This is a genomic window from Izhakiella capsodis (genome assembly GCF_900115045.1).
Taxonomy (GTDB): domain Bacteria; phylum Pseudomonadota; class Gammaproteobacteria; order Enterobacterales; family Enterobacteriaceae; genus Izhakiella; species Izhakiella capsodis.
In genome coordinates, this window is record NZ_FOVC01000001.1 from 701,470 (window position 1) to 715,067 (window position 13,598).

12 protein-coding genes are annotated in these 13,598 nt (G+C 52.2%); 4 read left to right on the plus strand and 8 right to left on the minus strand.

The window, feature by feature from the left end; all coding sequences use genetic code 11:
* Positions 1-151: 151 nt before the first annotated feature.
* Genes BM191_RS03195 through BM191_RS03205 form a run of 3 tightly spaced genes read left to right on the plus strand, consistent with a single transcriptional unit; the run spans position 152 to position 7,080 of the window.
* Positions 152-1,708 (plus strand): SrfA family protein, encoded by a 1,557-nt coding sequence (locus BM191_RS03195; protein ID WP_092875032.1) that lies wholly within the window; start codon positions 152-154, stop codon positions 1,706-1,708.
* A gap of 3 nt (positions 1,709-1,711) precedes the next feature.
* Positions 1,712-4,693: a virulence factor SrfB gene (locus tag BM191_RS03200; protein WP_092875034.1), complete on the plus strand. Its 2,982-nt coding sequence runs from the start codon at positions 1,712-1,714 to the stop codon at positions 4,691-4,693.
* Between the two features lie 2 nt (positions 4,694-4,695).
* Positions 4,696-7,080 carry a virulence factor SrfC family protein gene (locus BM191_RS03205; protein ID WP_092875036.1) on the plus strand — a complete coding sequence of 795 codons (2,385 nt, stop codon included), beginning with the start codon at positions 4,696-4,698 and terminating at the stop codon, positions 7,078-7,080.
* 27 nt (positions 7,081-7,107) lie between these two features.
* Here the strand turns inward: BM191_RS03205 and BM191_RS03210 are convergent, their stop codons facing one another.
* The 6 genes from BM191_RS03210 to BM191_RS03230 form a co-directional block, all read right to left on the minus strand.
* Positions 7,108-7,380 carry a barstar family protein gene (locus tag BM191_RS03210; RefSeq protein ID WP_230479493.1) on the minus strand — a complete coding sequence of 91 codons (273 nt, stop codon included), beginning with the start codon at positions 7,378-7,380 and terminating at the stop codon, positions 7,108-7,110.
* A complete protein-coding gene (locus BM191_RS03215) occupies positions 7,377-7,850 on the minus strand; it encodes a ribonuclease domain-containing protein (RefSeq protein ID WP_092875038.1) in 474 nt (157 codons plus the stop codon). Before BM191_RS03215 ends, BM191_RS03210 begins: the two co-directional genes overlap by 4 nt.
* 141 nt (positions 7,851-7,991) lie before the next feature.
* Entirely contained in the window at positions 7,992-8,417 is a 426-nt protein-coding gene (locus BM191_RS16475) for a cupin domain-containing protein (protein WP_143088783.1), read from the minus strand.
* Positions 8,418-8,434: 17 nt separating this feature from the next.
* Positions 8,435-9,058 (minus strand): carboxymuconolactone decarboxylase family protein, encoded by a 624-nt coding sequence (locus tag BM191_RS16480; protein WP_143088784.1) that lies wholly within the window; start codon positions 9,056-9,058, stop codon positions 8,435-8,437.
* A gap of 64 nt (positions 9,059-9,122) precedes the next feature.
* Complete coding sequence (locus BM191_RS03225; RefSeq protein WP_092875040.1) at positions 9,123-10,322, minus strand: multidrug effflux MFS transporter; 1,200 nt, start codon at positions 10,320-10,322, stop codon at positions 9,123-9,125.
* Positions 10,315-10,674, minus strand: a complete 360-nt coding sequence (locus tag BM191_RS03230) for a hypothetical protein (protein WP_092875042.1) — start codon at positions 10,672-10,674, stop codon at positions 10,315-10,317. The genes BM191_RS03225 and BM191_RS03230 overlap by 8 nt, the downstream gene beginning before the upstream one ends.
* A 24-nt stretch (positions 10,675-10,698) precedes the next feature.
* Between BM191_RS03230 and BM191_RS03235 the strand changes: the two genes are divergently transcribed.
* Positions 10,699-11,598, plus strand: a complete 900-nt coding sequence (locus tag BM191_RS03235) for a LysR family transcriptional regulator (RefSeq protein WP_092875044.1) — start codon at positions 10,699-10,701, stop codon at positions 11,596-11,598.
* A 90-nt stretch (positions 11,599-11,688) separates the two neighbouring features.
* On the opposite strand, the gene BM191_RS03240 is transcribed toward BM191_RS03235, so the two are convergent.
* Both BM191_RS03240 and BM191_RS03245 read right to left on the minus strand, forming a co-directional pair.
* Positions 11,689-12,678 carry an aldo/keto reductase gene (locus BM191_RS03240; RefSeq protein ID WP_092875046.1) on the minus strand — a complete coding sequence of 330 codons (990 nt, stop codon included), beginning with the start codon at positions 12,676-12,678 and terminating at the stop codon, positions 11,689-11,691.
* 25 nt (positions 12,679-12,703) lie between these two features.
* A complete protein-coding gene (locus tag BM191_RS03245; RefSeq protein ID WP_092875048.1) occupies positions 12,704-13,555 on the minus strand; it encodes an aldo/keto reductase in 852 nt (283 codons plus the stop codon).
* Between the last annotated feature and the right edge of the window lie 43 nt (positions 13,556-13,598).

Below are 13,598 nucleotides of genomic sequence, written 5' to 3' on the forward strand. Positions count from 1 at the left end.
ATCAATTTGCCCCTTTTTTCATTCGACAATGAAGGGCCGATTTGTGTCTTTATTTCCACGTTTGAATAAAGGAATGAATCTGTAACTATCTGGTATTCTGCATGTCATTCTGTTTCAACCTGATGGCATCTTATAAAAGGGTCTTTTTTGCGTGGCTAATACATTTTTACGCAGCGGAAATCTGGAGTCAGTATTGGCATTGGGCGAAAATGGTCAGCCTCTCTGGCACTCAGCGCAGCAAATACGCGAAACTCTGCGATTGCGTCAGCAGCAGATGCTTGCCGATTTGTTCGCTGTCCCCCAGCCTAACGAGGCGGGCAACCGGCTCGACTGGTATGCGGCTTTCAGTGGAAAAGTCGTCACCTGGAACAGCGCCAGCGAAAGTGTTCGTGCAGGGATGTTAAGCAGGCTGGAAGAAGCGGAAATTGCGCTGCGTGAGATGAGTCATACCGCGCTGGCTGCAAGCAAACCCAGGCATAAGTTGTTTGGTGCCCTGCTATTAAAAGCGTTGCAGTTTCCCGATCAAAACTGCGTTTTTTTAGTGGGGGGCAAGCCGGTAATCACCTTTTGGGGGTTTAACGCGATTAATAAAAAAATAGCCGATCCCCTTGATTCATTGCGCAGTAGCACGCCTGATAGCCTGTCGGCATCACTGGTTAAGGAGAATTGCGCTCCCCCGGCGATGCCTGCAATGGAGGCGAAAACCTTCAGCGGCTCGCCGCCACAGGATATCGTAAGACAAACTGAGACGCCCGGGATGGCAAACACGACGAGGATGACACCCGCGCAATTAGTGACACCGCAATCGGTAGCAGTTTCTCCCTCTGAGAACAATCAATTGGGCACGCTTAATCAACGCCCTGTATCGACAGCAGCAGAAATCAACGGTTTGACAGTGTCACAAACTTACGAACAAGCACAACCTGCCGGGGTCACGTCGTCTCAGGCCAAAAAGGCATCGGAGGGCCAATGGCTTCGTTACGGCTGGGTTTCAACGGGTATAGCGCTGGTCGCGTTATTCGGTTTTCAACTGCGCGGCTACGTGACAACAGAAAAAACTGCGTCAATTGCCAGCCTGAATACCCCGGCTGTCACGCCGGACAAGCCCTCTCAGAACATGCAGGCTCCGCAACCTGATACCCGCGCCCCAATTTTCCTGCCGACCCTGTCTACGCTGAGCGCTGCGTCACTGCCACTCAACGCCGCCAGCGTTGCGCGCAGTGATACGCCAGCAGCAATCACCGTACCCGCGCCTGCTACAGCGGTTATGCCCCCTTCTGCTGCCCGAAATAGGCAGATTGCCAGTACGTCAACAGGTATCGCTAAAGACGATTTAGTGTTACCGACAAACGCCGTGCGCCTCGGCACGACAACGTTTCTCAACGGTAACTGGCAAGCTATCCTCGACATAAAAACGCCCGTTACCGGTAGGCCACCCATTTTGCATTATCAATTTACGAACGGTAAAGGTAGGGTCAAATTGCGACAGGGAGACGGAGCCCACTGCCGCGTCGCGGTGTTCGCCGGTCTGATGAGGTCCGGTAATCTGGTTATTAATTCCCGCACCAAAGCGAAATGTAGCGATGGCACCCGCTACGCCATTCCTGAGTTAACCTGCAAGCAAGACGCGACAGGTTCGGCTCAGTGCACCGCACGCTATGATGAAAATACCGCTTACCCAATCACGATAAAGCGCGAAGGGAAATAATTAATGCTCGCCACTCTCAGCGATTATAAAACTAACCTGACGCTCATTCAGGACAGTGGTATTCAGTTTCTGGACTTTGGTTTGATACCATGCCGGACGAGCGATTCGGAAGGTAAATTTGTACGTAAAACTGCTAACGGTCCGCTTCTGCGCCTTGAACCTGATCCGGACCAGGGCCGCTATTTGCTGCCGCGGTCTGATAGGCAGGCCGCCGAAATGGTTAAACCGGAATACAGTTACCCGTTACAACAGTCTTTGAAACTGTTGGACAGCGTGTGGCTCCCTGTGCCATGGCTACGTTTTAATCCGCCGCGAACCTTTGTTAGCGGTCCGGACAACTGGGCGCGTATGATGCTGGTCGCCCTCGACAAACCTGATACCGATGGTTTTACCCACCGTCTATGCCTGGCATTCGACACGCGAGTTTACCCTCAGGGACACGAATATGAAGGGCTGGCCTTAACGGAAAGTGATGTGACCAATGGTACGGCCTTTACCCTTGCCTGGCGCAGCAACGAGCTGATCGATTTTCTTGATCACACCTGGGTCGATGGCTGGCTACGTGAAGTATTCAGTGAACAGGCAGATTCCAGAGAGGATCGTGCCATTGTCAACGTCAATGCCGGCCTGCGCGAATTTGAATATCAGGCTCATTACCTTAATGTGCTGCATATCATCGCCAATGAGCTGCAGATGCCAGAAATAAAGGTTTGTCGGGCCTCTTTACAGGAGCCGGCAGTCGAGGTCGATCTCATCCTTGATGTTGGCAACTCGCATACTTGCGGCATTATGGTTGAGGATCATCTGGAGGATCATCAGGGCTTGAAGCATTGTTACGAACTGCATTTACGTAATCTCAGCGAACCGATTCAGGAATATAACGCGCTGTTTGAGAGTCGGGTTGAATTCTGCGAAGCCAGCTTCGGGAAAGCTAATTTTTCGCTTGAAAGTGGGCGTGAAGGTGCATTTCTCTGGCCTTCAATGGTGCGCGTAGGTCGGGAAGCGAGTCACATGGCGCGAAAGCGCCTCGGCACCGATGGTACCACCGGATTATCCAGTCCTCGCCGCTATCTGTGGGATGAAGACCCCTGGGTTAGCGGATGGCGTTTCAGCCAGAAAAACGGTGCCAGTGGCCATGAGCCCCTGGCCATCGCAGCCCCTTTTTGCTGGTTGATTGATGATGAAGGAGAGCCGCTATTCTGCCAGCCCGTAGCAGAGCGTCTGCCTGTGCTCAATCCTACCTATACACGTAGCGCCGTCATGAGCCTGATGCTGAGTGAATTGCTAAGCCAGGCGCTAAGGCAGATCAACAGCGTGGCACAGCGCTATCGCATGGTGCGCAGCAGCGTCCCACGTCAGTTACGCCATATCATTCTGACGCTGCCGTCAGCAATGCCAAAACCAGAGCGGGAAATTTTTCGCCGGCGTATGCAGGAAGCTATTGGATTAGTGTGGAAAGCACAGGGGTGGCATCCCCAGGATGCATCGTTTGAAAACGCCGCAGATTTTGCACTCAGTAGCATGCCCGTGCCAGATGTCCGGATGGAGTGGGACGAAGCAACCTGCGGACAAATGGTTTATCTCTACAATGAAACCCAGGTTAATTTTGGCGGTCGCGCTGAAGCATTTTTTGCCAGTATGGCGCGAAAGGATCGCGTGCGTGAGGCTGATGAGCCGCTGGGTAAAACCCTGCGTATTGCCATGATAGACATTGGCGGAGGCACCACCGATCTGGCCATTACACAGTATCGCTTAGACGACGGTCAGGGCAATAATGTGAAAATCATGCCACGCTTGCTTTTTCGTGAAGGTTTTAAAATGGCGGGCGATGATATTCTGCTGGATGTAATCCAACTCTACGTACTGCCCTGTTTACAGCAGGCATTTAAACAGGCTGGCATGATCAATCCGGAAGCGGTTATGACCCGTCTGTTCGGCGCTGAGGGTCGGCTCGACGGCCACTCAACGCTGCGCCAGCAAGTTACGCTGCAAATTTTCATTCCGTTAGGTCAGGCGATCCTTGAAGCTTATGAGAACTACGATCCGCTGGATCTTACCGCTGAAATCGATGCGTCATTTGGTGAACTTTTGCAGCATCAGCCAACTTCCCGGCTGCACGATTACATCAACAGAGAAATCAAGCGCGAGCTACCCACCAACGTCACGACGTTCGATATCCTGCAGGTTCCGCTATTAATGCGCCTTAGTAAGCTTCACGCCGAATTTGTTTCTCCGCGAATGAAAATCACACGAAGCTTGCGAGCATTGGCTGAAGTGGTTGCAGTTTATGATTGCGATATATTGTTGCTTACCGGACGTCCGTCGCGTTTTCCCGGCATTCAAGCTCTGTTTCGTCACCTGCAACCGCTGCCGGTAAGTCGTATCCTTTCGCTGGATGGTTATCATACCAGCGACTGGTATCCTTTTAACAAAAACGGTCGGATTGAAAATCCAAAATCAACGGCGGCGGTGGGAGCCATGCTCTGCCTGCTGTCACTTGACCTGCGGCTGGGTAACTTCTGGTTTAAAGCCGGCGATTTCCAGCCCTATTCCACCATTCGCCATCTCGGCATAGTGAATGAGGATCAGGCCATGACCGATGACAATGTTTGGTACAGCGACATTGACCTTGATGATGCCAGGTATACTCCCGATGCTAAAGCCCGCTTTCAGGTGCGCGGTAATCTTTGCCTCGGTTTTCGCCAGTTGGACAACGAACGCTGGCCCGCATCCCCCCTGTACTCGCTGACGATTGACGATCCATCACTGGCGAGAAAGATCGCGGGCGATGGCAAGCTGTTCGTTCGTCTGGCTGTGAGCAAAGCCCCCCGGGCATTCGGACCTGAACGTTTTGAAATTACCGATGCGCGGCTGGAGGATGGCACCAGGGTGCCACTGGAGCAGCTGCGACTGCGGCTCAATACGCTGACCGCCGGCGGCAACGGCATTGCTCAATACTGGATCGACAGCGGGAGCGTCTGTTAAAAGTGAAACCTATAACCAGCAAACAATTCGCCACCCAGTTGGGGAGCAAACTGGATCAGGCCGCTCTGGCATTGGATGATGCACTGACCTGGGTCAGTAATCAGCGTAAAAAGGCTCCGCGACTCGAAATGGAAGCCGACCGGCTGAAGATAAAACTTCGCCGTCTTAATTATCAGGCCCGCTGCTACTTCGCGGCCAGTCAGCAGGAGTGCGCTATTGGTTTTTTTGGCCTGGCACAACGAGGCAAAGCTTTTCTGATCAACGCGTTAATGAGCGGTGATAACGGACGGTTAGCGCTGGATCTTGCCGGCCAATCGCTGGATTATGCGCAGCTTAATCCCAGGCAGCAGAGTGCAACAATGGCACAGCGCTTCACCCGCCAGCTGCCTGATGGTGACGCCCAATGGCCGGTTCAACTCACTCTGCTGCGTGAAAGCGAGATTGCCAGTATGCTGGCGGGTGTCTGGCATAAACGCTCGCACCAGCCGCAGCCAGCCAATGAACAGCAGCTGGCTGAATGCATGAAAAGTTTGTTGCTGCAACGACAGAGCGAAGCGATTGCGGGCATTACCCCGCAGGAGATGATCGCCTTCTGGGATCGCTATAACCGCGTCGCGCACCCTGGACAAAAAGCACTTAATACTCACTTTTGGCCGCGGGCAATCGATCTTGCACCGCACTTAAGTGTAGACGATCGTGCGCGCCTGTTTTCCCTGCTTTGGGGTGAAGATCGTGAACTCACGGCGCTCTACCGTCAGCTGGCCCACGTACTCCATCATCTTGGTAGTGCGCACCGGGTTGCTGCCCCGCTCGGCAGCATCGACGATGCCTCCTGTAGCCTGTTAAATACCAGTGCGCTGCAGAATTTTAACACCCCGGCGGATACCCTCCTTCAGGTTTGCCCACGCCATCAGGGACGATCACTCAAATCTGTGACACTGTCACTATCAGAGTTGGCTTTAATTAGCCGTGAAATTACCTTGTCTCTTTATGCTGCGCCACGGGAAGCGCTGTTTGAGGAGGTCGATGTGGTCGATTTCTCCGCCCCCGGCGCACCTAATGAGAACGATAATCAGATAAACGACCTGACGAGGGACGTCATTAACGCTAAGCGCGGTTTGCTGCTGGATCTCGCCAGCGAAGAACAGCAAATCCACTGGCTACTGGTGTGTACCGCTAACGCGACGCGCGACAGTAGCCGTACGACGGGAGAACTGCTGGATTTTTGGGTCAGGCAGACTCAGGGGGAAAACAGCGAAACGCGCAAACGACGCAAACCCGGTCTGATTTGGGCATTGACCCCCTACGATCATCGCGTCACTCTTGGCGAAAATTTCGATGCCGCCGTGCAGCGCTACGTCGGACAGCCCGGCGATAGCTGGGGTACCCTGTTGATGATGGAGAATAAAGACGTGCTGCGTATGGCGACGTGGCTGACCAATGAGGTTAAAAGAGAAACCAAACTGGCGCGCCTCAGCGAGCAGTATCAGGAGCTGTACCGGGAACTACAGGATAATCTGCTTGGCCCCTGGTTACAGCAGGATAGCGCGGCAGATCCCGCCGCAAAACAACGCATTGCCGAATCGCTGCTTAAAACGTTGCAGACCCGCACCGGCGTCCACGGCGAGTTACTGGAAAGGTTGCTGCCCGAACGTGATGCCTTGTGTCAATTATTTTTGCTGCAGCATCAGGGAAATATAAACGTTCAGCGTGAGTTTCAAGTCTTGCAGAATAGCGATCCTTTCAGCATCGGCGTAACCATTGATCTGCTCGGAGACCAGCCAGAACCCTGTGATGCCCATGATCATAATGACATACCGGAAAGCGAAACTACCGCCTTTGCTCATCAGGTGTATCGTTACTGGATTAATCAGCTGCGCAAAGTTCCGGATGATGCTTCGCTGAGAGAACTACTGGGTGTCACAAAGCCTACGCTTGAAATGCTAACTGAAGAGCTGATCACCGGAAGTATCCGTCTGGAAATTGAAAGTACATTACTGGCGGCGCTTAGCGAGGCACCGTCAGCTGGCGCGCTTCCTGAACTAATTGCTCAACGTCAGGTTTCACAGGCGCTCAGCGTGCTGGGTGATTATATCGCCTGGCTGGGATTCCAGTCAGTGCCGTATGAGCAAAAGCCGGATAGCCGGATTCATCGCGGTCAAAAAATTTTCGCTCGTCCCGGAGCCAGCAATTTTATACCTGGCCCCGGACAGCGGTTGTCACGCCTGTCAGCCCAGCCAATTAATGCCGCGGCCTATTATATCTACGACTGGCTGGTGGCTCTTAATGCGCTGATCGTGCAAAACGCCGGATTTTCCGCCTCGCAAAACATCAGCAGCGCGGCACGCCAGATGCTGACATTGATTGCTGCACGTGTGGTTGCCTGACATCGGAAGGCAGTAAAAGTGACAATGTCACACGAGGCTCAACCTGAAAGCACCAGCAGTCTCTTTTTCAGCATCTTTTAACAAAATAATCAGGTCATTAAACTGCTGCGGATCGGCATGCTGTTGCCAGTGTTGCAGCGACAGATGGAGCGGCAAGGTAATTTCGCTGGTGATAGTATCCCAAAGCGCATCGAGATTGGCACCGAATCCATCATCCAGATCCAGCAACGCGGCAAACTGGCGATAAAATTCCGGCATATCTGCAATATGCCGGAAGTCGAGATTAAGCTGTTGAATCATCCGCCCACCTGTTGGAAATGTTGATAATGATCGTGGGTAACGAAGATCAGGCCATCGCTGGAATAAAGCAGGCGGTCACGGCCTCGCTTTCCACAATGATAGTTGATATCTGCTTCAAACCATCGACGCCCGGCCTGCTCAGGCAGCCGTTTTTCCCGGTTACCAAAACGGTCACCGCCGATAGCCCTGCCAGGTAAAACCTGGCAAAGATTACCCTTATCAGGCTGCCAGCCCTGATGACGGGCCTGACGTTTTGTCAGATAAAAATCCGGCAGACGCTGATGCTGTTGCAAGAAACTCACGACGACCTGCTGTCGGGTTTTACTGCCTATGTCATCAGACGCTGACCTTTTCGTTTGCTGTTGCTGACTATTGTGTACCGGGGAGGAGTGGCCGCTATGGGGCTGGTGCAGGCCATAAATTACTGCCACCCCTGCCAGCAGCATGGCAACGATTAATCGCTTACTCATCGGTGATTTACTTTACTCAGGGTTATCATTTTCTGCCGCACTACTCTGCGCACGCCATAAGTGAGAGGAGTACAGTGCAGCGCCAGGGGTTATCGCATTTTAACCGGACATCTGTGATCAACATTTTCAGTTATCATTTTGCTACAACGAACTCATCTTATAGTAAAGCTGGTTATACTGTGCGTCATCGACTATCTCCAGCCATTGATTAGACGCCCCTTCTGCCGGCACTTGTATCGCAATATGCGCAAACCAGCTGTCTTTAGCTGCCCCGTGCCAGTGCTTAGTTTCAGGGGGAATATTAACTACATCACCAGCCACCAATAGGCGGGCTGGATGATCCCACTCCTGGTACCAGCCACGCCCCCCGGTTACCAGCAGAATTTGTCCGCCCTTGTGGTGAATGTGCCAGTTATTTCGGCACCCCGGTTCAAACACCACATTACCAATATTAACGCCCGTCGTGGACAGCATATTCAAATAGCTTGTCCCCTGGAAATACTGCGCATAGGCCTCATTTTTGGGACCTTTTGGGAAAATACCATTGCCATTAAATAGTTGATTCATTGAAGCGTCCTGATCGTTCAGATAGTGTATAGAATTTGTCGGGCGCTGGCTGCCCTTTCCGGGTCATACGCTGAACTCAGTATGTCAGTAAAGTGCTGTAGCTGCGCGCGAGTCAACCCGGTATTCAGACTGATGGCGTAATGACTGCGGAGCTGATCCTCCACTCCGGATATCGCCGCCAGTGCCGAAATCGTCGCCACTTCTCGGGTTTGCCAGTCAAGCACATCGCGCTGGAAAATATCGCCAAACAGATGAGATTTAAGAAACTGATCAATGGTGGGCGCAAAATCGAATAAAGCACCGGTCACCGGTTTACCGACCAGCCGGGTCTGATTTTCGCTACCGTTAACAAGGCTGTTCCAGTTGGCAGGTGCGGGTGATGCGCTCTGACCCACCTTATCCTCTGTGCCCGCCTGACGGCGAGTTTTAACAACGGACATCAGCGTGGTCAGTGCATTCAGGCTGCGGGGAAAGCCGCAATAAGCATACAGCTGGACCAGAACTTCCTTGCTCTCAGTGATACTAAGTGCACTGTCCAGCCCTTGATGCAGGGACGCTTCCAACCGGGGCAAATCACCGCAGGCAGTAAATGCCGCAATAGGGATGATGGATTGCTGTCGTTCATTGAGCCGATCTGGCATGGTGGCTCCTCCTGTTTGTTTTACGAAAAAGTATTTTTGCCCGGACTGAGGCGGGCAGCTTTACTCAGTGCCTGCGTTTTACCGTCAGCACCATCATGGCTCCTGTGGTGGTAAAAAGACCTATTATCCAGCTCATGGTCCAGGGCGTGTTATCGCTGAACAATGACAGTAATCCTGTGGAAACAATGCCACTGCCGTACTGAAGTGCGCCAACCAATGCAGAGGCAGAGCCCGCGAACTCCGGAACCTCATCCAGCGCGGCCGCGATTGAGGTTGCAGCAATCACACCATTCATTGAGAACGTGAAAAACATCATGACCGCCAGGAAAACGATGCCTCCTGTTTTCATTCCCGCGGCCAGTGTCAGCAAAATAGCGGCGAGGCTGGCAATGCTCAGGGCGGTTTTCAGCAGTATATCCAGTGGGTAGCGCTGTACCAGACGACGGTTGACTGTGCTGATTAACATGACGCCAACAATATTGACGGCAAATAACCAGCCATAATGCTGTGGTGAGACGCCGTAATAGCTGATGTAAACCAGCGGAGAACCGGCAATAAAGGCATAGATCGCCATGTAATAGGAGGTCAGGCTCAACGTATAGCGCAGGAAAAGTCCATTTTTCAGTAACGAGAAATAGTTACTGAATGCACCGTTGAACGTGGCACGCACGCGACGCTCTTCAGGCAGCGTCTCTGGTAAGGTCAGTAATGCCAGCAGCAACATGACACCTGTCACAGCCAGCAACCAGAAAATGACCGGCCAGCTACTGAACTCAATGATTAGCCCCCCCAGCAGCGGGCCGCCAATCGGGGCAATCGCCATCATAATCATCAGCGTGGAAAGCATCGCTGCAGCGCGCGAACGACTAAATAGATCTCTTATCATGGAACGCGCAAGCATCGGTCCAGTGCAAGCCCCCAGTGCCTGAAAAACACGCCAGAACACCATCTGCGTCATAGAGGAAGAGATGGCGCAACCAACAGAGCCTGCAATAAACAGGAGCATCCCAATAATCAGGGGAACTTTTCGTCCCAGTTGGTCGCTTATCGGCCCCCAGACCAGTTGAGCAATGGTAAAGCCGATTAAAAATCCGGTAATAGTCAGTTGTTCGGCATCACCGTGAAGTTCACGGCCCAGCATCGGCATGGCCGGCAGATAAATATCAGTAGATAACGAAGTCAGTGCCATCAGCGCACTGAGCAGAATGATAAATCCGGCCCCCACTGTTATCGGTTGAGATGAGTGTGTAGCATTTTCAGGCATAGAGACATTCACAAAAAAATAAATTAATGAGAGAAAGAATGATGGGCGAGTTTGGAATTCTGCAAACAGTTAAGCTGCGGTTTCCGGCATCCATCAGAAAAAGACGGGCGATAATAACGGCCCCCTCAGAGACCATAGGGCCGACTTCATCCGGTGTTGCAGCACGCACTGCCGGTGCGAACGCCACATCTGGCGATAACCAGCACTGTACGAACCGCTGAGCTGGATAATTAAAACGGGCATTATTCATGTTTTGTTGATATGGCAGAGATACCGTAATGAAAAAAGAATACCCGTTGTCATTATTCAGAGTAATAGCATTAGAATGATTGCATCTATGAATGATGTTCATGAATAAACCGGGTCAGGAAATCGCATGCTGAAAGAGAATTTTAATGAGTTGCAATTTTTTCTGGCGATCGCCAGAGAGCGCAGTTTTACTAAAGCAGCAGCGAAACTGGGGGTTTCACAGTCAGCGCTGAGCCATGCCGTCAAGGCACTGGAGGCGCGGATGAACTTACGGTTGTTAACTCGTACCACCCGCAGCGTAGCCCCCACGGAAGCCGGCGAGCGCATTCTTGCCTGTCTTGAGCCAAGACTTGCTGAACTGGAGCTTGAATTGGGAAATATTGTCCAGATGAACGGGATCGCGTCGGGCAATATCCGACTTTCTGCCGGTGAGCATGCAATACATAGCCTCTTATGGCCGAAACTGAAACCATTTTTGCGCGACTATCCGGACATTCACCTTGAGTTGGTGGCAGAAAATGGCTTTGTTGATATTGTTCGGGGCGGTTTTGATGCAGGTGTACGGTTAGGTGAAAGCGTGGAAAAAGACATGATAGCCGTTAAGATTGGCCCCGATATGAAGATGATCACGGCGGCATCACCTGACTATTTCAATCAGTCAGGCATACCACAAACACCCTATGATTTACAAAATCACTGCTGCATCAATATGCGATTACCCACGGCGGGGGGCGTTTATCACTGGGAATTTGATAATGGAGGAAAACCATTGCGGGTAAAGGTTGAAGGACAGCTCATCCTCAACCAGTTAACCGAGCGTGTAGATGCTGCGCTGGAAGGATTTGGTATTGCCTGTATACCAGAAGATACGGTCGTGGAGCACATCCGCACCGGCAGGCTGATCAGGGTGCTGGATTCATGGAGTCCGTCCTTTGCCGGGTATCATCTCTATTATCCCAGCCGCAGACAACATCCACCGGCCTTTGCATTGCTGATTGAAGCGCTACGTCTTACCACGCCAGGCTGAAACCTTACCAGCAAGGCTGGCAAAGAATCCGGCCTGGAGACCGATCGATACCAAAAAGCTGGCGAAAGAACCACCAGCTTTCGCCAGATATTAACGTCCTACCCGAGCCTGAAGCGCTGCGGGATAGCGTTCACCCACAATTTTTATTGCATCCAGGGAACGGGTAATTTTGCCTGATTCTTCGGCAGTCAGACTAATCTCTGTCGACGCCAGATTTTCTTCCAGACGATGTAGCTTCGTGGTTCCCGGAATGGGCACAATCCAGGGTTTTTGTGCCAGCAACCAGGCCAGGGCGATTTGTGCGGGAGTCACCCCTTTTTCCCTGGCAAGCTCTCCTAACACCACGATCAGTTGTTCATTGGCCTCAATCGCTTCTGCCGTAAAACGGGGTACTTTGCTCCGGAAATCTTGCGCACCGAACACAGTTTCAGCGGTGATCGCTCCCGTCAGAAAGCCTTTACCTAATGGACTGAACGGCACAAAGCCAATTCCCAGCTCCTCCAGCAGCGGCAGGATCTCTTTCTCAGGCTCACGCCACCAGAGGGAGTATTCACTTTGTAACGCCGTAACCGGCTGTACGGCATGCGCACGACGAATCGTCCCGGCACCCGCTTCAGACAGCCCGAAGTGCTTCACTTTACCTTCGGCAATCAGCTCTTTCACTGTGCCAGCGACGTCCTCAATCGGTACGTCCGGATCAACGCGATGCTGGTACAGCAGATCAATCACATCGGTATTGAGACGGCGCAGCGATCCTTCCACCGCTTTGCGGATATGTTCAGGACGGCTGTTTAAAACCTGCTGGTTATTGTCTTCGCCAAAGTCAAAGCCGAACTTGGTGGCGATCACCATCCGGTCACGAAACGGCTTCAGAGCTTGACCGACAACCTCTTCATTCAGATACGGACCATAGACTTCGGCTGTGTCAAAGAAGGTTACGCCGCGCTCCACTGCGTCACGGATAAGCTCAACGGCTTGACGGGTATCCGTGGCCGGGCCATATCCGTAACTCAGTCCCATACACCCTAAACCCAGCGAGGAGACGTTAAGTCCGGCGCGGCCAAGATAACGAGTTTGCATAAATAGAACCCTTTGTCGTGTGATATCAAACGTCGAGTTGACGACCCGTAAGCCACTCCACCATGGCAGGGTCACGATGCGAGAAGAAAGCGCTGGTCGCGGTATCAAGCGCGGAAATCCGCAATATGTCGTCAGCACTCAGTTCAAAGTCGAGAATAGTGATATTTTCTTCCATTCGTTCTTTTCTGACTGATTTTGCCAGCGAAACCATACCGCGCTGATAAATCCAGCGAAGGACGACCTGACCAATACTTTTAGCGTATTTATCACCGATGGAAGCTAATACGGGATGCTGGAAAAAATCATTTCTGCCTTCAGCAAATGGGGCCCAGGCTTCGGGTTGTATACCCCGGCTTTGCATCCACGGTGTGGCGTGCAGCTGCTGATTAAAAGGATTAACTTCAATCTGGTTGACGGCGGGGACCACCGTGTTAAACGCCATCAGGTCTGCAAGCCGGTCAGGATAGAAGTTACTGACGCCGATAGCGCGAATTCTGCCCGCGCGGTACAGCTCCTCCATCGCACGCCATGCACCGTGGACATCACCGTAAGGCTGATGAATCAGATAGAGATCAACATAATCAAGCTGCAAACGGTTCAGGGAGCGCTCGAACTGTTCCTTTGCACCCTCATAACTGGCGCCCTGGAGCCAGAGTTTTGTTGTGATAAAGAGTTGGTTACGTGCAACACCGCTGCGCTTTAATGCATTCCCAACCTGAGTTTCATTCTGATAAGACGCGGCGGTATCAATCAGCCGGTAACCTACCCCGATGGCCTCCAGCACAGCACGTTCGCACTCAGCAACATCTGTCATCTGAAATACGCCAAAGCCCAGCAAGGGCATTTCGATTCCGTTATTCAGTAGAACTGTTCGCATATAGGTCTCCTCCAGCGTGACAGAGCAAAAGCATAATGCACGT